General features: G+C 58.9%; 18 protein-coding genes, 12 tRNA genes and 2 pseudogenes. 28 read left to right on the top strand and 4 right to left on the bottom strand.

Annotation, left to right across the window (positions count from 1 at the left end):
- Both NDI54_RS20795 and NDI54_RS20800 read left to right on the top strand, forming a co-directional pair.
- Nucleotides 1-121, top strand: a pseudogene (locus NDI54_RS20795) (IS1595 family transposase); the annotation flags it as partial.
- 20 nt (nucleotides 122-141) lie between these two features.
- On the top strand, nucleotides 142-468 hold the full coding sequence (locus NDI54_RS20800) for a hypothetical protein (protein ID WP_138246852.1): 327 nt from the start codon (nucleotides 142-144) through the stop codon (nucleotides 466-468).
- A 514-nt stretch (nucleotides 469-982) separates the two neighbouring features.
- Here NDI54_RS20800 and NDI54_RS20805 read toward each other — a convergent pair.
- Together NDI54_RS20805 and NDI54_RS20810 are read right to left on the bottom strand one after the other, a co-directional pair.
- Nucleotides 983-2,482, bottom strand: coding sequence for a Cdc6/Cdc18 family protein (locus NDI54_RS20805; RefSeq protein WP_310898247.1), 1,500 nt, complete (start codon nucleotides 2,480-2,482; stop codon nucleotides 983-985).
- 1,035 nt (nucleotides 2,483-3,517) lie between these two features.
- Complete coding sequence (locus tag NDI54_RS20810; RefSeq protein ID WP_138246851.1) at nucleotides 3,518-4,477, bottom strand: hypothetical protein; 960 nt, start codon at nucleotides 4,475-4,477, stop codon at nucleotides 3,518-3,520.
- Nucleotides 4,478-5,153: 676 nt separating this feature from the next.
- Between NDI54_RS20810 and NDI54_RS20815 the strand changes: the two genes are divergently transcribed.
- From NDI54_RS20815 to NDI54_RS20835, 5 genes and pseudogenes are all read left to right on the top strand, one after another.
- Nucleotides 5,154-5,540, top strand: coding sequence for a hypothetical protein (locus tag NDI54_RS20815; protein WP_138246850.1), 387 nt, complete (start codon nucleotides 5,154-5,156; stop codon nucleotides 5,538-5,540).
- A 5-nt stretch (nucleotides 5,541-5,545) separates the two neighbouring features.
- Complete coding sequence (locus NDI54_RS20820; protein ID WP_138246849.1) at nucleotides 5,546-5,875, top strand: hypothetical protein; 330 nt, start codon at nucleotides 5,546-5,548, stop codon at nucleotides 5,873-5,875.
- A gap of 88 nt (nucleotides 5,876-5,963) precedes the next feature.
- Nucleotides 5,964-6,308: pseudogene (locus NDI54_RS20825) on the top strand (ribbon-helix-helix protein, CopG family); the annotation flags it as partial.
- A gap of 839 nt (nucleotides 6,309-7,147) precedes the next feature.
- Nucleotides 7,148-8,227, top strand: a complete 1,080-nt coding sequence (locus NDI54_RS20830; protein WP_175416488.1) for a transcription initiation factor IIB — start codon at nucleotides 7,148-7,150, stop codon at nucleotides 8,225-8,227.
- 197 nt (nucleotides 8,228-8,424) lie between these two features.
- Nucleotides 8,425-9,048, top strand: a complete 624-nt coding sequence (locus tag NDI54_RS20835; RefSeq protein ID WP_138246848.1) for a hypothetical protein — start codon at nucleotides 8,425-8,427, stop codon at nucleotides 9,046-9,048.
- Between the two features lie 51 nt (nucleotides 9,049-9,099).
- Here the strand turns inward: NDI54_RS20835 and NDI54_RS20840 are convergent, their stop codons facing one another.
- Nucleotides 9,100-10,539 (bottom strand): hypothetical protein, encoded by a 1,440-nt coding sequence (locus NDI54_RS20840; RefSeq protein ID WP_138246847.1) that lies wholly within the window; start codon nucleotides 10,537-10,539, stop codon nucleotides 9,100-9,102.
- A gap of 326 nt (nucleotides 10,540-10,865) precedes the next feature.
- Between NDI54_RS20840 and NDI54_RS20845 the strand changes: the two genes are divergently transcribed.
- On the top strand, nucleotides 10,866-11,696 hold the full coding sequence (locus NDI54_RS20845) for a type IV toxin-antitoxin system AbiEi family antitoxin domain-containing protein (protein ID WP_310898250.1): 831 nt from the start codon (nucleotides 10,866-10,868) through the stop codon (nucleotides 11,694-11,696).
- 62 nt (nucleotides 11,697-11,758) lie between these two features.
- Here the strand turns inward: NDI54_RS20845 and NDI54_RS20850 are convergent, their stop codons facing one another.
- Nucleotides 11,759-12,247: a helix-turn-helix domain-containing protein gene (locus tag NDI54_RS20850; RefSeq protein WP_138246845.1), complete on the bottom strand. Its 489-nt coding sequence runs from the start codon at nucleotides 12,245-12,247 to the stop codon at nucleotides 11,759-11,761.
- Between the two features lie 115 nt (nucleotides 12,248-12,362).
- On the opposite strand from NDI54_RS20850, the gene NDI54_RS20855 reads away from it, so the two are divergent.
- From NDI54_RS20855 to NDI54_RS20950, 20 genes are all read left to right on the top strand, one after another.
- The gene (locus NDI54_RS20855) at nucleotides 12,363-13,163 is read left to right on the top strand and encodes a hypothetical protein (RefSeq protein WP_310898251.1); all 801 of its coding nucleotides are present in this window, start codon (nucleotides 12,363-12,365) and stop codon (nucleotides 13,161-13,163) included.
- A gap of 104 nt (nucleotides 13,164-13,267) precedes the next feature.
- Nucleotides 13,268-13,675 (top strand): helix-turn-helix domain-containing protein, encoded by a 408-nt coding sequence (locus NDI54_RS20860; RefSeq protein ID WP_114587408.1) that lies wholly within the window; start codon nucleotides 13,268-13,270, stop codon nucleotides 13,673-13,675.
- A 140-nt stretch (nucleotides 13,676-13,815) separates the two neighbouring features.
- Nucleotides 13,816-14,169, top strand: coding sequence for a hypothetical protein (locus tag NDI54_RS20865; protein ID WP_310898252.1), 354 nt, complete (start codon nucleotides 13,816-13,818; stop codon nucleotides 14,167-14,169).
- A gap of 34 nt (nucleotides 14,170-14,203) precedes the next feature.
- Entirely contained in the window at nucleotides 14,204-15,109 is a 906-nt protein-coding gene (locus NDI54_RS20870) for a hypothetical protein (protein ID WP_229504789.1), read from the top strand.
- A 499-nt stretch (nucleotides 15,110-15,608) separates the two neighbouring features.
- The gene (locus tag NDI54_RS20875; RefSeq protein WP_310898253.1) at nucleotides 15,609-16,040 is read left to right on the top strand and encodes a hypothetical protein; all 432 of its coding nucleotides are present in this window, start codon (nucleotides 15,609-15,611) and stop codon (nucleotides 16,038-16,040) included.
- A gap of 805 nt (nucleotides 16,041-16,845) precedes the next feature.
- Nucleotides 16,846-16,921: transfer RNA gene (locus NDI54_RS20880), tRNA-Gln, on the top strand.
- A 3-nt stretch (nucleotides 16,922-16,924) separates the two neighbouring features.
- A tRNA-Asp gene (locus NDI54_RS20885) sits at nucleotides 16,925-16,998 on the top strand.
- A gap of 249 nt (nucleotides 16,999-17,247) precedes the next feature.
- A tRNA-Pro gene (locus tag NDI54_RS20890) sits at nucleotides 17,248-17,320 on the top strand.
- Nucleotides 17,321-17,324: 4 nt separating this feature from the next.
- Nucleotides 17,325-17,411: transfer RNA gene (locus NDI54_RS20895), tRNA-Ser, on the top strand.
- A 2-nt stretch (nucleotides 17,412-17,413) separates the two neighbouring features.
- Nucleotides 17,414-17,554: a hypothetical protein gene (locus tag NDI54_RS20900; RefSeq protein WP_310898254.1), complete on the top strand. Its 141-nt coding sequence runs from the start codon at nucleotides 17,414-17,416 to the stop codon at nucleotides 17,552-17,554.
- A 221-nt stretch (nucleotides 17,555-17,775) separates the two neighbouring features.
- A tRNA-Ser gene (locus NDI54_RS20905) sits at nucleotides 17,776-17,861 on the top strand.
- 47 nt (nucleotides 17,862-17,908) lie between these two features.
- Nucleotides 17,909-17,990: transfer RNA gene (locus tag NDI54_RS20910), tRNA-Leu, on the top strand.
- 42 nt (nucleotides 17,991-18,032) lie between these two features.
- Nucleotides 18,033-18,115 (top strand) — tRNA-Leu (locus NDI54_RS20915).
- A gap of 80 nt (nucleotides 18,116-18,195) precedes the next feature.
- Nucleotides 18,196-18,322 (top strand) — tRNA-Thr (locus NDI54_RS20920).
- 34 nt (nucleotides 18,323-18,356) lie between these two features.
- A tRNA-Glu gene (locus NDI54_RS20925) sits at nucleotides 18,357-18,429 on the top strand.
- Nucleotides 18,430-18,532: 103 nt separating this feature from the next.
- Nucleotides 18,533-18,603, top strand: a tRNA-Met gene (locus NDI54_RS20930).
- A 12-nt stretch (nucleotides 18,604-18,615) separates the two neighbouring features.
- Nucleotides 18,616-19,020, top strand: a complete 405-nt coding sequence (locus NDI54_RS20935; protein WP_138246842.1) for a hypothetical protein — start codon at nucleotides 18,616-18,618, stop codon at nucleotides 19,018-19,020.
- A gap of 42 nt (nucleotides 19,021-19,062) precedes the next feature.
- Nucleotides 19,063-19,138: transfer RNA gene (locus NDI54_RS20940), tRNA-Glu, on the top strand.
- Between the two features lie 424 nt (nucleotides 19,139-19,562).
- Nucleotides 19,563-19,637, top strand: a tRNA-Arg gene (locus NDI54_RS20945).
- A 113-nt stretch (nucleotides 19,638-19,750) separates the two neighbouring features.
- Complete coding sequence (locus NDI54_RS20950) at nucleotides 19,751-21,280, top strand: TROVE domain-containing protein (RefSeq protein ID WP_138246841.1); 1,530 nt, start codon at nucleotides 19,751-19,753, stop codon at nucleotides 21,278-21,280.
- Nucleotides 21,281-21,422 lie beyond the last annotated feature (142 nt).

Below are 21,422 nucleotides of genomic sequence, written 5' to 3' on the forward strand. Positions count from 1 at the left end.
GCAGGGCTTGGAACAGGCCGCTCACACCTTCGGTATCGTTCGATCACTCACTCTCGCTGGAGGATCTGTCGAGACAGCGGTTGAGTGTCTCGTTATCGGGTCTTTCCACAATTCTACATAAGAGCGACACGAGAGCAGCCGATGTCCTACGAACCCCCGACCCCACCGGCGAACCTCCCAACGGAGATCGTCAACACGCTCAACGAAGCCTCATCGGAGCATCTTCGGGACGTTGCCAGCTACGCCGAGGCGTTGGCCGAATACAAGGAGCGTGAAGCTCGTCTCGAGGAGGAAGAGGCGGACGACGCCGACATCGAGGAGCGCCCCGATGACCTCCCGGACGACGTGCCAGCGAAGGCGACGATCACGATCAAGGAGATCAACGACAACCGCTACTACTACTGGCAGTGGCGGGAAGGAGATTCGGTGACGTCGAAGTACAAAGGGCCAGTGAATCCCGACGAGTAGACGAGATTGAACTGTAGTCTGATGTTCTTTTCAGTACCATTAGAGACATAGCAGGCGACACCCCCCAGAGTGTGAATGGGTTCGGTTTGCCCAACACCCCTCAGTGTGAATAGGTCCGGTCAACCCGGACGAGTAAAACTCGATGAGGGAGGATCCCCACCCCACGTTTCCGTCGTAACTGGATGTGGGTGGAGGGGGTGACGCTGATTTTGAAGGGACCACACCCCCCGCGTTTCCGTCGTTTCTCCACCGTCTCCGCATCATCAATAGTACCGACGACAAAGAAATCGTAGGACACACCCCCCGTTTTCGAGTTGTAAATGGGAGAGGGAAAGGGGAAAACACAGTACATCGACCGGCACGTCAAATCTCTTGGCTCACCCACCCCCCGTTTTCGAGTAGTAACGAGACATCCCGACGAATGACACCCCCCATTTTCGAGTTGTAACGCATCGCGCGGGATACGAACACCCCCCGTTTTCGAGAAGTAAGTGCGGGGAGAATACGGGCGAGATCAGTTCTTACTCCGGAACTGCTTCAGCCGTTCGCGGACAACCGTGCTGATAGTCGCCTCTTCGTGAGCTAGATCTTCGAACCGGGAATCCTCACGGATCGTCTCCATGATCGTTTCCGGATCCTCGGAGAGGGAGAAATACATATGCACTCCTCTGCCTCGCCCCTTGCCTCGACGCTCGAAGTCCAGTACACCGTACGTACTCTGCTCTGTAACGTGATTTACGAACGTCTCACGGCTGTACTGGTCCGCATCCATCGTATCGGCAATGAATTGGTACGTCTTGAACGCAGGTCCAGCAGGGATCCACTCAGGATGTTCTCTTGCGTAGTGGGCAGTGGCCGCCACAGCGTAGATGGAGAGTTTCTTTTGAGTCGAAATGCCGCTGATATGGCGGAGCTTGCGGTTTTCGGTGTATTTTTCCTGAGCATCACGGACATCAGTCTCGATAACCGTGTCAGCCCCACGCCGCTCGGCTAATTCGCCAGCCCATCTGAGGAGATCAATCGCTTTCCGCGCATCCCCGTGCGTTTGGGAGCCGAACGCAGCAACAAGCGGAACAACGTCATCTGCAAGTGAGTCTGGCTTGAAGGCGTCCCGCCGGTTGCGGAGAATACTACGGAGTTGGTTCGCATCGTAATCGTCGAAGAAGATGTCGTCAGGGTTGTAAGAACTCTGTGCGCGGCTATTGAGGTCCTTCATAAAGTCGGCGTAGTTCGTGATCGTCGTGAGCGAGATGGGACCATCAAAGTCGGCGAGTTTGCGAGCCCGTGAAAGCTGGTAGATGAGAGAATTGTACTCTGCTTCCTGATACGGCCCCTCGAGCATATCGATCTCATCGAGGATAAAAATGACACCGTCGTAATACTCTCGCATGAGTTCATACAGTCGCTCGAGCTTCTGATCCGTTGAGACGCCGGTTTGGGGAACACCAGGATCAACACCGAGGTCGTCGGCAGCAGCTTTGACTAACCGATAGACAGCCCGATCTGCAGTCTTCGGCCCCTCGCAGTTGATAGAGAGGACCCCGAAGGTCTTGTCTTGAGATTCACATAGTTCGACGATCTGTTTGCACACTGCATGAATGATGAGCGATTTTCCCGTTCCAGATGGCCCGCTCAGGAGCATATCGGGGATCCCCTCATTCTGGAGAACCGGTTTTAGATTGTCGACGACACGGCCTAGCTGGTCGTCGCGACCGACGATACGGTCCTCGTCGATGATGGTATCTGACCGGACGAGGTCTTTGTTCGCGAAAACGCCACCGGACGACTCGGTTTGGAGCCGATCACGAATTGAGATGCCGCCACCGTCGCCGTTAGTTGCTTCTTGAGGCGAATCGGCGGGATCTGATCCGTTTTCGAAGGTCATTTGTGACGTGCCAGGAGACTCCACCTCCTCATCCGTCGACTCAGGAGTTTCAGGATCAGCAGCAGAAGATTCACGATCCCCCTCTCCTTCCGAATTATTCGATCCTGCTCTACGTCCCTCTCGTCCCATTATGAACCCCCTTGAGCCCTGGGTATAAAAATATGGACCCTTGTGGAGTTGTAACCGGGCGAAAACAAGCTATCTAACGACTACAGCCCCGTATCCTCTGTATGAGCCAGATACCGTTTTCGGAATCTATCACCCTCCGTTGTCGAGTTGTAACGGTTCGACGAAGGTCGCTATCGTCGAATCTCTTCGATGACCCAGACCCCCCATTTTCGAGTAGTAAGCACCAGAATAGTAGCGAAAGAACGACGCTCGTAGGACCTGTTCACGAATGAGAGTAATACCGGGTTTCAGACATGGTAGCTGGTGAAGCTGATTTGGTGATCTCGAATGTTGCACCCTCTCCCCCCTTTTTCGAGTTGTAAGTCGATGGGAACAGGCCACACCAAACGCTATCTGACGAGCGTTGAGTTAACAGAAGTTGGCGTAGAGGCAATGAGACGTGATAGTACGCGGGATCAGAACCACGGACGAGATAAAGAGGTTATCTACTCCAGAGATGTCAATTGTCTATCTGGAGCTAGACAATTTGTTTTCTTTGTCTCTAGTGCAGTTGTGGTAAGGTAACGTGCAACATAAAATTTCGCATTTCTATCTACAAGTTAGAAAATGAAATACTCAGCCTCTCTATCGCATATATCCGCCACAATCGGCTGTTTTGTAGTCCCTCTTGCTGTTCACCCCCTCCCCGCCGTCACGAGTTTACAACTCGAAAAAGGGGGGAGGGGGTCGTCAGGTCCAGTCCGTGATACCGACTATATGTGTTCCGTTGAGTTCTCGTCGGATGTCGTTCCGATCCCAGTCAATAGGTGTCCGTATGCTCTCGACGGCTCGGACCAACTGCGACTCGTAGTACGACTCGATTTCCTCTTGGCATTCGATTCGCCAAGCATCGCGTCGCTAAGCCCTTGATGCCCGAAGCAGGCGACGAGGATCCACTTCAGTGCTCCGACCGAGTTCCCCGTACATATCGGACTACCATGAAATCGTGTCTATCAACTCATCTGTCAAATGAAGATGCCAGTAGAATAGTCCGAATCAGCTTGCTGATGTCGTCTGGAACGCATTATGCTGGACGACGAACGTTGTCCAATACACGTCCCCTTGGTACCGAACCAGATACGTGCCGCTCAGGTCACCTTCACCCTCCTCGTCGAGCCCGTGGGCCTGTTCGTGTCCGCGAAACCGGTCTGCGAGCGCCACAAGCGCATCAGACGGCGTCTCATCGGGCCCGACAACGTACGGTCCGTCCGTGATCGCCGTCTCGACGATCTCTCGCTGGGCGTCTGGAAGGTCCGCAAGTTCGAACGTAAACCGCTCGCGCATCTGTTGGCCGTACTCGGCGGCCGGTGCCACTTGGTCAGCCGTGTAGCGATAGGTGTTCAGCGTCGTGTCGTAGGCGTCGTCGACGACCCATTCGGCTTCAGTCCCATCGTCCCAGATGATATACGAGTACTCCGACTCGGGGACGAGGACGGATTGCTCGCGTTCGGCATCCGTATAGAGGAACGTCGTCCCGATTCCGACCGGGTCACCATCAGCGAGTCCGTGGGCGGCAAATTCCTCTTGATCAACTTCGGGGAGGTCAGCGAACTGGATAGCTTCGGCCTCGGTCACAGAGCCGGTGACGATATCCACCTTCACGGAGTACCTGGTGGCCGGCGTTTCTTCGATCACCTCGTACGCCAGCTCGTAGACGCCGTCTTGGTAGGCGATATGTTGTTGCTCGGGCAGTGGCGGCCGTGTCGCCTTCGTTGTCGTGCCACCGTCGAGAATCCGATCGAACAGTTGTGCCGTTTCGTCGTTCCCTTCAGCAGGGCGGACTGTATAGAGGACCTTCGTCGGGAGTTTCGCGTCGGCAATCGTCGTCAGTTCGAGGCGTGCTGTAGGGGCTTCTGCAGCGGCGTTGCTTCCACCCAATCCACCGGGACTGGTGCAGCCAGCGATTACTGCGGGGAGGGACGTGGCGGCGGTCGCAAGGAGGGCACGGCGGCGCATAATCGTGATTCCACGGAGGCGCTCGAAAAGCCTTGTGTCGGACGGACGAAGACAGCAAAAGCTCCGGAAACAGTGGAGGGTGAAGACTGTTAACCAACAGACTCTGTTCCTGATTCGGATTGTTGGTTAACGGCCCGTACTTATCCACTGTCAAGTTTGTACTGAAACTCCCGTCGGGCAATTTTGAGTGGATTCAGCATCCCAAATTCGCGGGAATAGGGATATCTTTCGGCATCTCCCGGGAGAGCGCGGCCATCCAGCAAGGCGTTCTTGACACAGGGCTATTCGTATCTCTCATCAGTACCTCCCGAATTTACCCCGCTTACCCCGTGGTCGAGCAATTTTAGCGAAATAGTAGTGAGCCGGGAGCTCGTCGAGGTATTTTCTACTGTCTCAAATCGGCCCGACGAGGTTATTCTGCGATTTGAGCGCGTTATTTCGCCTTGCATATCGCGGTTTTCGTCCAAAGAAAGAGGCGATATGCAGTGTGCGAAGGCCGCCGGCTCTCTCCGGCCGAGGGGCCATCTCTGGAGTCCCAGCTTCCGAAATGTATCAGTTTAAACGAACCGTATCGTCTACTGGGTCACCGGGGCGATTGTCGTCCCAACGACCAGCCTGAGGTATCCGGTTTGCTTCCTCGAAAGCCCTGTCTGTGAGTCCGTCTCACGGGTCCCTGATGTTGATGACCGCGGCGCGCATCCTGTCGGATATGGACTGTCCTGCGTGCGGTGGCCCGGTCACGCTCGAGGTCGGACCGGACAAACCGCCGTCGACGTCACTAACCAACGCAGTGCTCGATGCTGCTGAAGACGAGCGTGTCGATGTCGTCCGGACGTGCTGGGCTTGTGGGTGGCAAGAGGAGCGCCGACTCCGTGTCGAAGCAATCGATACGACCGCCGGTGATGACGCCGTGATCGAACGGGCCGCCCTTCTCAAGGAGATCACCGATGAGCTCGCAGCTATCGAGGATCTCAGGACGCTCGAGGACACGCTCGCGGAGGTTCGTCGACAGCGACGGCTGGAGCCAGTGGCGGAAGACACGAACGAGGACGTGACGGAGTAAGTATGATGACTGGCTCTGAGCCACTCTATGACGTTCGTGAGCGCACCGGGAACCCCGAGCATCCACCGATTGATGACGTCGTCGACCTTGTTCTCGAGCGAGCAGAGAACCCACGTGTGGACCACCAAAACGCCCACCTAGACGAAGCGACGGCGACTGTCGTCGACAGATATGGCTCGGAGACTATTCGGACCGTTATCTATCGGGTTCTCGTTGAGGAGTATCCGTTTCGAACTGCTACGGCGGACCTCGACGTCGACAACGTCGACGGCGTCCGAATCGGGACAGCAGCCACCCGGTTCCTGGCAGAGCTGCCCGCACAGAGTGACGATTGAGTTCGACATACCCGATTCCTGACGCTCAGAGCGTGTACTGTACAGCCCCGAAACCGTTACCAGCGTCTGTCCGAAACGTACGCATCGTATGGACCCAAGCGACGAGTTGCAGCGAGTTCATTTTCACTCGCCGGCGTCGCTCGTCGAGCGCCTCGACGCTATTGCGGAGGTCTACGACACGAACCGATCTGCCCTGCTCATCGAGGCCCTCCGCAAGTATCTCGACAAGACCACGGACAGTGAGCCGTTCCAGGAGCTCGTCGCGACGAAGTACTACGACGACCAACTCGACTTCGAGACGGTCACGCAGCTGGTCGGCCCCGAGACCGCTCAGCGGTTCCGCCTCCTCAAAGTGGACCTCGAAGACGAGCCACTCGATCTCGCTGCCCCCGACGACGTCGACGTCTACGATGGCGACCCGACAGCGGTTGATGCCGAGGTCCGCCAGCTGTACGAGCGGTATCAGGCGGCCGAGAGCGACGCCGAACGTCGAAAGATTGCCCTCGAGATGGGGGCCCTCGACGGCCGGCGGCATGCGGATATCTACGCCGCACTCCAGAACGAGTAATGGGTTTCTGCCACATCAGCGACGGAGACATCTGTAACTGGCCGGCTCACCGGCACTAGCGGGATCTCGACAGCTAACTCCCTTAGCCATCAGGGTCACGTCCGTCGAGTTTGCTCGTGAGATACTGCTCCCTGCTCGCGTGGCATCGGAGACAGCAAAGAAAGCCCTCGACCGCTCGACGCCCCGCGACCCACGCTGCGCGTCTCGTTGGACTCGGTGCTTGCGGGATCGGGGAACGGTCGAGACGGCCTCGCCCTTTCTGAGTCCGCCAGGCTGGCGCTCGGGATAGCGAACGACGACATCGGCTATCCGGTGTGTCTTCAACGGCCCGCGCCGCTCGCCGCTGCCGCCCTCCACGTCGCTCGCGACCGACCATTCCGGGCGTGCGGGCGCTCTCCGCACCGCCCGCGCCCGTTCCGGGCTAAAATGGATGTGCCCTCGACGCCAGCGGGAAAGCGCGAGGGGTTGCGCGGCGTGGCTGCTCACCCCCCACGCTTTCTCCGCTGGTCGCTCGCTCCGGGCGGGTCGGCGCGCGGCGCTGGTTGTGTCCCTTCGTGCGGGCGCGCTCTCGCTCGCGCCCAGGAGGGCGCTCGCGAAGGCGCGAGCGAGAGCGCGCAGACGGTTCTGTCGGTCGTGACGTCGAGGAAACCGCGGTTTGGGGCCGCGGTGTCGGGCGCTGTGGTGAGCGCCTTCAGAGGACTACAATGTTGAGTAACAACGCGAGCGAAAAGACGGTTTCGGACGTACAGAGTACGACCACCGAAGAGCGCGGTCACGAGCCGACGGTCGAACACGAACCGTCGGGGCGGTCCGCCTGTCCGGAGTGTGAGGGCCAGGTGATCACCGAAGACGAGCAGTCGTTCTGCACGGACTGTGGGCTGATCGTTGCCGACGAGTGGGTGGACCTGAGCCCGACGCTGAACGACCTGGGCCTGGTCGGAGACGCCGACCAGAGCATCGAGACAGTGGACCCGCTGCGGACGGACAAGGGCCTGCACACGAAGATCGGGAGGAACACCGACGGTCGGGGTAATCCCTTGAGCAACGAGCAGTGGGAGAAGGTCCAGCGCCTCCGGAAGTGGCACAAGCGGATGCAGTTCGGCGAGAAGCGCAAGCGGACGAAGCGGCTCAACGAGGGGCTGCGGGACGTCGAGATGATCGGTGGCAACCTGAGCTTGCCGGACCACGTCGTCAAGATGGCGGCACAGTTCCTCCGAAGCGCCTCGGAAGCGCGGTTGCCGGGCGGGCGGATGGCCTGGGAGGCACTCGCCGGCGGCGCCGTCCTCCTGGCCGCGCGAGCCTCATCGGTCAACCGGGACGAGATCGACGTCGCGGTCGCGACCCACACCAAAGCGCCCCACGAGCGGGTGTGCGCTGCGGCGCGGAAGATCCGGTGTGAATGCGGGTTCGACGCGCCGCTCATCAGGCCCAACGCCGTGATGGCGGTCGTCGACGCGCTCGATGACGACGCCATCCCCGGGGCGCGAGCCGTGCGGACGTGGCGACTGGCCCAACACCTGATGAAACTCGGCGATCAGGTGCCGGTCGGGCCGGGAACGCCACGGTGCACCGTCGCGGCGTCGGCGCTGTACGCGGCGGATCGGCTGCTGTCGCGCAAGCACCTCACCCAGGAGCAGGTCGCCGTGGCGGCGAGCACGATCGTGCCGACGTCCCGAAACCGGATCGCGCGGTACAGTCGGGAGCTCGTTGACGCATACGAGGCCGAACACGGCACCGACGACCCGGGTGTCGGCCTCGAAGAGGAACGGGACACCCTGCGCTGAGCGGGGCGCTCCCTCGTTCTTTTAGTGGCGACCACCGCCCGTGGACGCCCCTCCGCCCCACCCACCGCTCCGTGCTCGCTCCCTGCGGTCGCTGCGCGCGCAGCCACAACCTCGCTAACACCTGGATGGAGTCTCATCAACGGGGATAGGGACGGTGTGTGGTTTGTCGCATCCAAGAGGGGCGGAGTGAGAGACTAATGAACGCTGTTCCATCGTACACCGTCGATAGAGAGACCGCAGCGACGCTCCGAGAATGGTTGTTCGAGAACGCTGTCGAGAAACACGGGGAGTCCGAGATCTTCGAGCCACTTGCTGAACTGGCGGCCGCCATCGATGGCGTGCTCTACGAGCAGGCAGAGGCCGTCGAACTCGGTGTATGGGCACAGACGGATCCTCTGGGTCACCGAGACACATCACACGTCGACGGGAGCTCAGTCGATAAGCCCCGATCAGATGACGCACGCGACCCAGCCGAGCCTGCTGCTCTCGATGTGGGCATCAGCAAGCCAGATCGCATCTACGACACGCTTCCCGATTCGGCCTGGCAGCTCGATCACGAGCAGTCCATGACGAACCAGGAACGATCCCCGACAGCAGCGTCTCACGGCAGGGCGACACCGACAGCGACCTCCCGCACACGACGGCAACAGCACCGTCCATCAGTCCGGTATCGCACCGCGTACGAGTGTTCCGTGTGCGGGAGCGTTCGTGAGTTAGAAACCTCGCTTCGAGTCTGTGCGTTCGTCGATGAGTGTCCCAGCTGCGGAGCAGTCGCTCGCTTTACTGCGGGCGGGATTCCCACACCGTTCAGGAAGAGCTGAAGACGCCTATTACAGTCTCTTTCAGCCAGTTCCCTTGACTGTCGGAGATAGCTACGGGAACACCTGATAGAAGCCAGTCAAGCCGGTTTGACGGATTCGATCACAGGTATCGATGAACGTCGCTCCCTCATCGTCCTCTCTGCGTTGCTCGATGAAATCCGGATAGCCGAGCAACTGGAGGTACGCATTAGCAAACTGGATGAGCGTCTTCACTGCGGCCTTCATGAAGTGGTATGGTTCGATGTAGCCCGCATCAGCCCAGTCTGCCTGATACAACCCCCACTCAGTGAGCGGATCATAGGGTAAGGGATCGTCATCTATCTCGCGGTAATACCGCTCGAAGGCATCTCGATCTGCCTCGTTGAACCGGTCAAGCGGGATGACTCCCGCTGTCCAACCCTGATCAGCATCCTCGAGGAGACTGTCCTGATATCCTCCGCGATGGACTACAAGCGGTCGGAGAACATAGATCAGATTGATGTACGCCATGTGGTCCGCGATGTGATCACGAAGATCGGTGTTTGCCTCCCGTACTTCATTCAGAAAATCCCGTCCCCGGTTGTTCGAGAGCGAGATGAACTCTTTGCGAATGTCGTCGATAGCATACTTCTCCACGGTCTTGAGGGCTAGTGTATCGAAAACGCCGGTGATCAGGGAGATCGCATTGTCGAAATGGTACTGGACGTTGAGCTGCGTCCGGTTATCTGGTTCCTGGAAATACTGATAGCCGATCTCATCGACGGCGATAAGCAAGTTCTGAAATCGTGTGCTAAATCCTCGTAGATAGTCGTCATCCACGTCGGCCTCCACGTGATACCGCGGAACCAACGACCGGAAGAGATGCCAGTACCAGCCGAACATTCCGACGGTGAGGTTCGGACTAGCGCAGAACTGCTCCCGGTACCGGAGGTAGAGCCCGAGATATTCGACTGCCTCGCTGAGGCTCATGATGTTCAACTGCCCACCGGGGAAGTGCGCTTCGAACCACCGTCGGTTGGTGAGGAGGACCGCTCGGTTCGTGATGAACAGGTGTCCCTCATCACGATGGTTGAGCGCGGCGTGGACGAACACCTGCCGGACTGTCGCCAGCTCTCGATCGGTGACGTCCTCTACTTCGGTCGCATACGCGTTGACGTCATCGGAGAAGACTCGTGCTGTAGTCCGCCGAATCGCCCGTTCCTGATATCCGAACAGATACGAGAATGACGTGGTCGTTTGCTGCCCATCATCATCGCTCCGGACAACTCGAGCCCCGTTCTCTGCCGTCTCAATTGTATACGGTGGGATACACTCAAGCTCCTCATGCCGTGGCGTGTCGGGCGACCGAATGAATTCGAACTCGCGGTTCGCTGCATAGTCGAGTACCCGCTGGGCGGCATCGTTGCCATCGGCGAGCTGCTCGTTCAGTGACGCGGTATCCACCAGTACGCGCAGCGGGTCCTCACCGTCGCGTGAATCATAGTCTCGACGGATGATATCGCGTGGATTCATACCTGTGTCTCGTAGTGCCGGCAAGTCAACGCTGTGGGCACGTCAACAAGCCCCTCCACCTTGTTTTTGATCACGATCGGGATTTTGTATCGAATGACTAATTCGAACTCGATCCAATGTCCCATCAATAGTTGGACCAGCCAGAAGACGGGGTTGGAAGATACTGCCGACAGAATCTGTCACATCCGATTTGTTCATCCACAGTCTCCACGGCTCTTAACCAACACATATCTATTAGATGATTTGGTGTTGGTTAAGGAAGCTAAGAAGGATGGGGGCAAGGCTAAAGCAGGCCTGAGACCATATTCTATGTAATAAACGCAGGTATGAGTATCATAGAACAATCGCAAAATATACGCCAGGGTCTCTCGACTCGAGAAAGTCGACTCCTTGCACAGCTCGCTGGCGCGGGTCACCAGATCATCTCCGTCGACGACATCGAGACGACGCTGGGGGTCCCCCCAAACACCGCCCGCGAGATCGCCTCCCGGCTCACCGAGAAGGGCTGGCTCGACCGACTGTTTCCCGGCCGATTTCTCATCATCCCACTCGCAGCCGGTGAAGAGGGCCTGTATACGACGCACGAGTACCTCATCGCCGCCCACGTCGCCGAGCCGATGTACATCGGCTACTACAGCGCCCTCAGCCACCACGGACTGACCGAACAGGTCCCCCGGACGGTGTACGTCGTCACGCCGACCCGGGCGCAAAGCCGGGAGATCCACGGCGTCCCGTACCGCGTCACGACAGTCACCGAGCGGAAATTCTTCGGCTGTGAGCCGACCTCGATCGAGGGTACGACCGTGCAGGTCAGCGACCTAGAAAAGACGCTGGTCGACTGTGCGGACCACCCCGAGTTCTGTGGTGGCCTTCGGGAGCTCGCGACCGCGATACGTACTGCCGACGACCGGGGGTGCGAGTGGGACACTGTCGGCGAGTACCTCGAGCGCCTCGACAACGGCGCTGCGACCAAGCGGATCGTCTACCTCGCCGACCAGCTCGGCATCGACCACCCCGCCCGCAAGGAACTCATCGCGTCGTTCACGAGTGGGTACTCGTTGCTGGACCCGACGCGGCCCGACACCGGATCGACCGACAGCACGTATCGCCTCCGGATCAACGTCGAGCCAGCCACGCTGGAGCCGACGGAGTCCTGATCAAGGTACGAAGTCGGCGTACCTTCTCTGCAGCGTCGAGAACGGTGCTGTTCAACGACGAACTATGGGTTTGTGCCACCATCGACGGCGTCGAGATCGGGCTCGTCGAACTCGAGGGCTTCCGCGACGGCATCCGGAAGCTCCGGGCGAGGGGCCGATTCGTGCCGCTCGATTTTCTCGGTCTTGCGCGTGTTTTCGTAGAGAGCGCGTGCGACCGGAAGCCCACGGAGATACTTGTAGTCGTGGAGGATCTCGACGCCTCGCTCGGTGAACCCGTAGAACTGTGCCGGGAGATCACGTTTTCCCTCACTTGGTTCGTACGTGTAGTGTGCGAGGAGTCCGGCGTCGATCAGCGTCTCCAGCTGGTCTTTGATGGCTGCCTGGCTCTTCCCGGTCATGTACTCGAGTTCGGCGAGCGACATCAGATGGGTGGGGTGGCCCAGCAGCTCCTGGATGATGAGGTGGCGCGTATCCTGGGACAGCAGCTTGAACAGCCGCTGCTGTTCCGCGAACGGCCCTGCATCGGCCGCGCCAGTGTCGGTTTCGCTCATACGTGCTGGTACGAGGTAGGGCGCTATAACAGTTAGGGTCATCCAAGTTGGTTAATCCAGAAAAAACCAAAGTGATTCAGAAGGGATAAGGTGGTGTGGTTTGAATCGGCAGCTAATGACCGACCCAAGCCCGCCGCCGGACCCTGGGGAGATTATGACCGTTGTTCACGAGGCCGTCGGGGGCATCGAACTTGAGCCTGCAGAGAAACGGGAAATTTGGCGGTTCACCCAGCGTGAATTGCCGTATCTCTGGAGCCAGCGGACATCGTATTTCATCTTGGGGAGCTATCGCGACCCCTATATCCGCCGGCTTCGCGCCGTTCAGAACGAACTCACGAAGCAGCTCGGTGCCTATCCGTTCATCATGGGTGATCTCCTCGAACTTCCGACTGACCGCCTCAATACGTTCGATATCATGTTTTCGTTGCTCGCGACGTACAGCGACTACATCGTCGGTGTCTTCGAGAAGGAGAGTGGTGGGGAGGCGCCTGAATTGGGCGAGATCGATGACCCGCCGTATTTCGACAAGTCGTACGTGTTCCCACGTGATTACGCGTGGGTGACTGACGAGAACCTTGACTCGCCACAGTACGTCATTCAGGCCGCCCTTGAGATAGCGTTCACAGACGATTTTTCGGCGGATGAAGTCCAAGCAAACGTCGAGTCGCTCGTTGATCGCGCCCAAGAGAGCGGTCTCGACATCGACGAACAGGAGGTGTGGGATGTGATCGACGACCGGGCAGATGAGGACGAAGAGCCGGCAACGTACAGTTGGGTCCATCTCAACAAATTCCGTAAATTCGAACTCCACGAACGGTGCTTCCCGTGGACGACAGAGGACGAACTTCGAACTGAGATTGACGAACTCCCGTCCCCGACACCACGTCCGGGGTGGGAAGAGCGTGAAGACCAGTGAATTATCCTGTCCTACCCGCTTGGCGGTACACTCATCATCGTGAGTCGGCCCGGTAGTTTACTCTCGGGTAAACTACTTTACTACGCCCGGTCGAATACATCGGTATGGAGGCTGGTTCGGGTGTCGGTGACGACACGACACCACGGGAAGTCATCCACTTCATTACACAGCAGACACGGTTTTCGCTTATCAGCGATATTCTCGCTCACCCCCAACAGCTCCCATCGATATACGAACTCGAGGAGCTCAATCCCAGTGTGAGCGATGCGACCGTCTACAAGCACATCCAGAAGCTGATCGACGCCGGCATCGTCACGGAGGTTGCTTTGGACGACAACCAGCGCCGGCAGGGGTATCCCTGGAAGTTCTACGGCCTCACCGAAGACGGTCGCGAGTTCTTGGAGACGCACAATCTGCTCGCCGCGGAGGAGACACTTCAGCAGATCTACGACACCATCGCCGATAAGCCCGAGAAGATGGTCAAGTACGAGAACGCGCCCCGTCCAGATTAGGAGTGGTTGTCAGAGAATAGGGAGCGATAGTCTGCCGTTAGTCCCGGAGGTTAGCCTGACTGACCGACTTCACGGACGTAGCCGCTCCGCTCAAGATCAAATTCTGCGGCTAGGAGTCGAGGCTCATCGAGGACACCGCGGTGAACGTCGCAGATGTGGAAAAGACGACCGTTGACTGTACCGACCATCTCGAACTCTGTGGCGGCATCCGAGAACTCGTACAGGCGATAGTCGTCGCGGAGGATCGAGACTATTCGTGGGCGACGGTCGTTGAGTGCCTCCAGCGGCCCGACAACGGCGCTGCGACCAAACCGATCGTCTACCTCGCCGACCAGCTCGGCATTGACCTCCCGGCGCGTGAGACGCTCCTCAAGTCATTCACGAGCGGGTGTCCGCTCCTCAACCCAATGCGATCCGAACAGGGAAGCTACGACAGTGAGTATCATCTCCGAATCAACGTCGACTGGGAGAGACTCGATTCGATGGAATCCTGATGCCAGGTCGGTCCGAAAGGTAGCGTGAATTAAGATGCTCCTCCAAGTACAGCGAATCAGGGAGATGGGTCACGTCTATTATCACCATCCGGGCGACAATCAGTTCTCTCTTGATTTTGTCCACGAGGCTCCATCAGAGATCGTTGCCAGGATTGTCGAGTACGACGATGACGTGGCGGTGAAGGTTCGCAAGTACGATCTTGACAGCGAGTTCTTCGGTATCTATACCTCCCGCGTCGGTGGTGGGGACGTCGGCGACCTCGAATTCGATCTTGGCGAAGCACTCTCTGAGATGGGTGCTGATAACGGTACCATCGTTGCCCGGCTCCTCGAGATCTATCAAGCGCTCATAGCCCAGAACGAGGAGGAAGAAGGAGTTCCTGTTGAAGCGTACAAGAACATCGACATCGATGCACTCCCAGACGCGCTCAACCGGGTGTCGTGGGAGGGCAACGCGACTGATGTTGCAGGCCGTCTCGCCTCAAATCTCATTCTCAAACACGTGCTTCCGAATGCGAACCATCGGACTGCTGTTGCCCTGGTTCAGTTCTACCTCCGTCGTATTGCTCCCGATTTCTCGATGCCAGAGACCTCCGTGGAAATCGACTCAGAGACATACGACTGGCGGGAGTGGGTAAACGAATATATTAACGAGTCAAAGCGTCTCTTGACGGTTCGTCGGAAGAATGTGCTCCTCAAACATCTCTCTGACTTCGGAGCGACAACGCTTGAGCGGAAACACGAGGTCCAGATCGACCTGACGGCATACGAGCTGGATATGTATCCTGCAGAAGCGAAAACAGTCTACGCAACAGCGCACGAGGAGCTCTGGATCGAATTCGTCGAAGAGGCGGTTGAGCGCACCGACAACCCCGAGCTGATGGAAATCCCTGGACTATCTAAGGCGGAGTTCGCAGAGAAAATTCGGACTCTCGAGTAAGCGGCGTACGTTAGTCCTGGAGCGTCGCGACTGTTCGGCCGGTTTCTTCGGCCTCTTCGCTCCGCGACATCCCGTATGTTGCGAGAGCCTCCTCAACCGCGTCGTCCAGACTCATTGGTCAGGCAAATCTTGGCTCTGCCGACGGATAAAGTCTCGCACGATTTGTGTTTATCATTGCATCGGCCAACTCGCCAACCGTGCAGGACCGATCCCGCAAACAGTCGATAACCCGTAGCTCCGTCCCCTCTCACAAATTCCAATCTCTCTGATGTATTCATAACCATATCGGGTAGAGTGGAATACAGACTCTTGGCGCACAGATCGAGTCGTCAAATAGTGAGACAGTTGTGCAACCGTATTTTGGAGAGGCAATTCGATCTGCGAGTCCGAACTACTCGGGAGGCGACGTGAACAGGCGCCGATACTCGTCAAGCCACTCGATCTCGTGGTATGCCACGTCGTTCTGAATGTCGTATTCAAGCGGGAGTGGATCCGAACGGTGGGCTGTAAACGTGAGGTTGATCTCGATACAGGGCCCGTGCTCGGAGACGCACTCGAAGCCATCGTCAACGGGGCATACAACGCTAAACCAGCGAATCTGGAACCCAAAGTGGTCACACACATCTCTGACGACGGCAGCGTCACAATAGGGCGTGTGGACCCACAGTTCCCCGCCAGCGTAGGCCTGATCTTTGACACACCAGACTGCACCAAGGGAGCGGAGAAACTCGGCAGCGCGATTGTAGTGCGCTTCAGTCAGGCGGTCCCACCAGTGGTACTCCTCGACGTCGTCAACGAGGAGCTGGAGGCAATCTCCACACACATCATACGCCCGCTCACCAAGAGAGACTTCGTGGAGTTTGTCGGACTGGGTGGTATCACACGCATCGCACGGCGGGGAAGCACCACTACCCTGGCATCCAGTGGATGATCGCTGTTCGGTGTGGTTGGAACACCCGCTGTTTGCACTCCCTGGCTTCTGAGATTCGTTTGAGTCGGTATTCTCGGTCATTGGTATCTAACCGAGAACCGTCAGTCACGCCGTGTGACTGGGCTCCCGGCTAGCACCGGACCGGCGATCGGCCACTCATCTATCGCCACAGAGAGCAGGTTGGTGTAAATAGTTTCTGTGGGTCCAACCGAGAACACCGGCCAGCGTCCAGCTATCGACGCCAGCCGATGCTAGGCCATTAAACGTCGTGTGCAACAGCATCTTGGAGTGAGACTGCCGTGCCTGTGGGTAACACACCCTAACTAATTTTAATACAATTGCCACGATATTCCAGGTTGACGTCCGATACACCCCTCAAACCGAGAGAGTTCAACACGATGATCATCACTCGCCTCACCCCGCGGCGTGCTCGTTCTCACTTAGCCGCGGGCCCCGTGTTCGGCGAGTGCCTACAAGATCAGCGTGCGAAGAGCCCGGGCGCAAACCGCCGGATCCACGTCGACTTCGAATACGAGAGTTCGACGCAATCCGGCGACGTCCGGACACTCCCACCCGCATAACTCGGCCCCTATACGGACTACCCGTCACGGGTCGGGGAACACGGGATTGCCGCCTGCCTGTGCCCAGTACTCGCTCAGGACACAGCCTGATGTGAGTGCGGGGTGCCAGGCTCGCGGCTGATTGGTTTCCGTTCGTTCGATACAGGAGCGAGCGGACTTCGTCCGCGCTGAGCGTACGGAAGTCGTTAGCCAACAGCCCCGCAGCGAGAGCTGCGGCTACGTCGAGCCCCGGAGTCTCCGCTGGCGAGGGACGCCGGACTTTGAATCCGGAGGTCGCCGGTTCGATTCCGGCCGGGGCGACATGCCGACGTGGTGTAATCCGGCGAGCATACGGCCCTGTCACGGCCGTGATCCGGGTTCAAATCCCGGCGTCGGCGTGGATGCGTGGCGTGGCCACGTGGGGATACCCATCGAGGTAGGCAGCCCGTTGGTGCGATCAGCTGGATCGTTCCGACGATGCTGGGCCCAGCAGGGTCTGCAACCTACATGAGCCGGTGTGGTATTCCCGGGAACACCCGAAGTACGCCCCCGCGATGAGACGCGCAACCACGACTACTCGGTCGCGGTTGCGCAGTTGGAAAGTCGTACAGATAGATAATCAGCTGCCGAACGCTCGGCAGTCCAGTGAGCCGATGGTCCAGCGGACGACGATCTGTGCCTTGGGCGCACAGGACCGAGGTTCGAATCCGCGTCGGCTCACTGTGCCGCGACTGGGTATTGGGGAACCCAGCGGCCTGCTATGCCGTGGCCGTCTGCTATCGGTCTCCCGGTTCGAATCCGGGTCGCGGCGTCATGACAACGAATGTCTGCCCTACCTGCGAGGAGGAAGCGTTCCGTCACGTCCCGATCGGTGAAACAACGTCTATCGACACGATTGGAAGCGTGGAAATCTGCGTCACCGAGGGCGGCGCATACTTCCACGGAACGAGGTGACACCATCCCTGCTGTGACTGGATGCTGATGAGCACATTCGCCTCGGTAGTGAGGGTCAGAAGCTGAGTAATGCGCGTTTTCCGGTGTCCCGGTGAGAAACGCGAGGCGGGCTTGTCGAAGCAAGTTCCGACGGAGATGGTGAGACATGCGGATAGGCGACCGCGCTCGGTGTGAAACCGAGAGCCGCGAGGCTTCGGAGTTCGACTCTCCGTCTCACCGTTGGCGGGGTTTCCCTAGGTTGGTCAAGGGACTGCGTTGGAACCGTAGCGTCCGCAAGGACACGAGTGTTCAAATCGCTCTCCCGCCGCTGCGTACCGAAGTGATTCGCAGAGTCGCTGGCGATTCTCGAATTGCGCCGCCATGCCAGAGTGGTCGAACGGACACGGTCGAGACCCGTGTGGTTAGTCCTTCCCAGGTTCGAATCCTGGTGGCGGCATCCGGCCATCGTGCCGGGAGACAATTCTCGCTTCACCGTTCCGTCGCCGTACTCAAGTGGTCGACGAGAAGCGGTTCAGACTCGCTGGCGTAGGTCCTTCCGAGGTTCGAATCCTCGCGGCGACATTTTCTCCCTGTGGTCTAACGGCTACGATGCCTCCCTGTAGAGGAGGAGACGCACGTTCGAGTCGTGCCGGGGAGACTGCGGGACGGTGGAAGAGCCTGGCATTCACACACTCTCGCCGAATTTTCACCGGAGACCCGGTGCGACGGTGAGAGTTCCTTCGTCTCACCTGTAATGAGAACACGCAGGTTCAAATCCTGCCCGTCCCACTGGCCGACGACCCGTTCCAGACGAGGCCAACCCGCTCCAGTGGAGTAGCGGCCAAACTCACGGCCCTCTCACGGCCGAGCACCCGGTTCGAATCCGGGCTGGAGCATTCTCCAACAGTCCGAGACCTCTCACTTCCAGCCCACGGGACTGAGGGACGGACAACTGTGGAGAACTGAGAGATGTCCATGAGTGAGTTCCGAATTGTGTGCTGCGGGATAGGATAATGGCAGTCCACGGGGCTCATATCCCCGAGGTCCAGGTTCGACTCCTGGTCCCGCAATGGAGGACAACAATGGGACTATTCGATACAGTCGAACTCTACGACGACGTCCACCTGCCAGAGTACCCCGAAGGGATAACTCCTGCCGAGGACGTCGACTGGCAAACGAAAGGCATCGATCGACCGACTATGACCACATTTCGGATTACGGCGGACGGTCGGCTCCTCGAAGAGGAGTGGCACACCGAAGCGGTCCCGCCGGAAGACCGGCCATACGCGAGCCGTGACGACGTCGACGAGGACGATTTTCGCTACATGGCCGGCTGTCGGAACCGAGTCCACGACGGCTGGATCGAACGAGACGACTACCACGGCCGCTTCAAGCTTAAACACTCCTTCGAGGGTCTCGATACACTCGTCACGTATCAAGTAACGTTCACGCACGGCCAACTCGAGGGCTTCGAACGGCTGCAGTGACCCGTGCGTGCCCACACCTCGGTGCTTGATTTACTCTCCAGCGCTCCCGGAGTCTCCGTTGGCGAGAGACGCCAGTTTTTCAAACTGGAGGCCAGGGGTTCGATTCCCCTCGGGAGTACTCGGGGGGCTGGCTCTGACAGCGTTTTTCCGTGTCTGACATAGCGGGCAGCCACGGATCCGTGACGCTGTCACGGTCGGCTTTCCCCAAGCGTGTGGTCGTCGAGGTGGTGCGTTTCTTCGCCCGCAAAGCACACCAACGGGAGTCATAGCCCGTCGCACCACCGATTCCCCGACCGCACGTGGCGACCGTCGAGTCGGAGCGTTGCTTCGCCAGGAACTCGCAGGTTCAAATCCTGTCGGTGGCGCAGTCCATCGAGAACATCCCGGACAAAGAGCGTACGAGAGGACGCTCGACACCGGTTCCGCTCCGACAGTTTTCCGGTCGCCGTGTCGCCAGTGGCCGTCGATCTGGAGCGCTACGTCGATGGCACTCTACGGGTTCGAATCCCGTCGTTCGCTCCAGGAATTGTCCGGCCACTCGTGTTCCCGTAGCTCAGTCAGGACAGAGCACCGGCCTTCGAAGCCGGGTGTCGCACGTTCGAATCGTGCCGGGAACGTCCAGCCGAGCGATGCGAGGCTGGTTCGGGGAGTTTCTCTCCCAAGACTCGCTGCTCACAGAGCGAGTGGGCAGTTGCGATCGGAGTCGCCTGTTGCGGCTCCGGGTGATAGGATGGAATTCAACACGCCAAAGCAAACGGTCGCGGAGGCAACGCGGACCACCAACTACGAAGGTGGGGAAGCGTTCGAGCCTGCCGACCCCCGACTCGCACTGTACAAGCGCACGATCAACCAACTGCTGGAGGGCTCGTTCTACGAGACCGATGACGAACAGCTCGCTGCTGTCGTTCGCCAGTTCGATGCCGCCGCAAACGAGGACCCGGAGTTCGTCCTGAAGCTCGCGGCCTATGCGCGCCAGGAGCTCTACTTGCGGGACATCCCACAAGTACTACTCGTGCTGGCAGCCAACGACGACCGATTCAAGGACGACTCTCCCGAGTCGCTCATCCGCGAATGGGCCCCGGCGATCATCCAGCGGATGGACGAGACGGCCACCGCGCTCGCGGTCCACGATCAGCTGTTCGGCGGGACTGCGCCGTGGCCGCTTCGACGCGGGATCGAAGACGCGCTGGTGGAGATGGCCGACGCCTACACGCTGGGCAAGTACGACCTGTCGCGGCGCGAGGTGACGCTGCACGACGTCTTCAACCGCGTCCACCCCACGCCCGTCGACGCCGAGCAGGAAGCGCTCTTCGAGCGGTTCATGCGTGGCGGCCTCGACGACTATCCCGACGTCGACCCGTTGCCGTCGCCCAACACCTGGGAGACGGTCATTTCCGAGCGCGGCAACACCCAAGCCGCTTGGGAACTGCTCATCGAGGACGACGAGTACACGCTGCCCATCTTCGCGTCGATCCGGAACCTCCGGAATATGCTCGAAGCCGGCGTTCCGGAGGACACCGTCGTGGATCACCTCGACCTAGAGGCCGTCCGACACGCGCCGCTGTACCCGTTCCGGTACTACCAGGCCTACACCGCGCTGCAAGACGCGGATGTCCAGGCACCGACGGTCGAGCAGTGGCTCGAAGACGCAATTGATGTCGCGATCGAGACGGTACCTGGCGGATTCGGCGATACCTTTGTCGCGGTCGACCTGTCGGGATCGATGGATCAGCGGCTGTCCGCGAACAGCACGCTCCGACTGAAGGAGATCGGTGCGTTGTTCGGTGCGATCCTGGCCGACCAGGGTGCTGACGTCGGCGGGTTCGGCGACGACTTCCAGACCGTTCCGATGCACGTCGACACGCCAGTCCTGCAGCGCCAAGCGGCGGTGTTGGCGATCGACGAGGACGTCGGGAACTCGACGAACGGCTGGAAGACAATCGATTACCTCCGCGAGCGAGGTGAGCCCGTCGAACGCATCGTCGTCTTCACCGATATGCAGATCTGGGACAACACGCCGTTCACGGCCCGCGATTCCCAGACGGTCAAGGACGCGTTCGATGCGTATCGGGACGAGGTGTCTACGGACACCGCGCTGTATCTCGTCGATCTCGCGGCCTACGGCGACCTGGTGACGCCAGAAGGCTACGAGAACGTCTACAACATCTCGGGATGGTCGGAGAACGTCCTCTCGTTCATCGAACACGCCGAGAAGCCGAAGCAGATCATCGATGAGATCGAGGCGTTCGAGCCGACCTAACCCTGTCCGTATTTTTTGGCTCTGTAGTTTCGCTAGCCGCGACAGCTACGACTGCGTTATCTTGGTAGAAAGCGAAGAGACAGATTGGTTTGACATCCGAAATCCGCCTCTTCACCCGTGTTACGGTCGCTAAGTCTAAATC

It is taken from the genome of Haloarcula terrestris, from assembly GCF_031624315.1.
GTDB classification, from domain to species: Archaea; Halobacteriota; Halobacteria; order Halobacteriales; family Haloarculaceae; genus Haloarcula; species Haloarcula terrestris.

What these genes read in the sequence shown, in the direction of transcription:
- NDI54_RS20800 (WP_138246852.1), top strand. Translation starts at nt 142, where the DNA reads ATGTCCTACGAACCCCCGACCCCACCGGCGAACCTCCCAACGGAGATC.
- NDI54_RS20805 (WP_310898247.1), bottom strand. Translation starts at nt 2,482, where the DNA reads ATGGGACGAGAGGGACGTAGAGCAGGATCGAATAATTCGGAAGGAGAG.
- NDI54_RS20810 (WP_138246851.1), bottom strand. Translation starts at nt 4,477, where the DNA reads ATGCGCCGCCGTGCCCTCCTTGCGACCGCCGCCACGTCCCTCCCCGCA.
- NDI54_RS20815 (WP_138246850.1), top strand. Translation starts at nt 5,154, where the DNA reads ATGTTGATGACCGCGGCGCGCATCCTGTCGGATATGGACTGTCCTGCG.
- NDI54_RS20820 (WP_138246849.1), top strand. Translation starts at nt 5,546, where the DNA reads ATGACTGGCTCTGAGCCACTCTATGACGTTCGTGAGCGCACCGGGAAC.
- NDI54_RS20830 (WP_175416488.1), top strand. Translation starts at nt 7,148, where the DNA reads ATGTTGAGTAACAACGCGAGCGAAAAGACGGTTTCGGACGTACAGAGT.
- NDI54_RS20835 (WP_138246848.1), top strand. Translation starts at nt 8,425, where the DNA reads ATGAACGCTGTTCCATCGTACACCGTCGATAGAGAGACCGCAGCGACG.
- NDI54_RS20840 (WP_138246847.1), bottom strand. Translation starts at nt 10,539, where the DNA reads ATGAATCCACGCGATATCATCCGTCGAGACTATGATTCACGCGACGGT.
- NDI54_RS20845 (WP_310898250.1), top strand. Translation starts at nt 10,866, where the DNA reads ATGAGTATCATAGAACAATCGCAAAATATACGCCAGGGTCTCTCGACT.
- NDI54_RS20850 (WP_138246845.1), bottom strand. Translation starts at nt 12,247, where the DNA reads ATGAGCGAAACCGACACTGGCGCGGCCGATGCAGGGCCGTTCGCGGAA.
- NDI54_RS20855 (WP_310898251.1), top strand. Translation starts at nt 12,363, where the DNA reads ATGACCGACCCAAGCCCGCCGCCGGACCCTGGGGAGATTATGACCGTT.
- NDI54_RS20860 (WP_114587408.1), top strand. Translation starts at nt 13,268, where the DNA reads ATGGAGGCTGGTTCGGGTGTCGGTGACGACACGACACCACGGGAAGTC.
- NDI54_RS20870 (WP_229504789.1), top strand. Translation starts at nt 14,204, where the DNA reads ATGCTCCTCCAAGTACAGCGAATCAGGGAGATGGGTCACGTCTATTAT.
- NDI54_RS20900 (WP_310898254.1), top strand. Translation starts at nt 17,414, where the DNA reads ATGACAACGAATGTCTGCCCTACCTGCGAGGAGGAAGCGTTCCGTCAC.
- NDI54_RS20935 (WP_138246842.1), top strand. Translation starts at nt 18,616, where the DNA reads ATGGGACTATTCGATACAGTCGAACTCTACGACGACGTCCACCTGCCA.
- NDI54_RS20950 (WP_138246841.1), top strand. Translation starts at nt 19,751, where the DNA reads ATGGAATTCAACACGCCAAAGCAAACGGTCGCGGAGGCAACGCGGACC.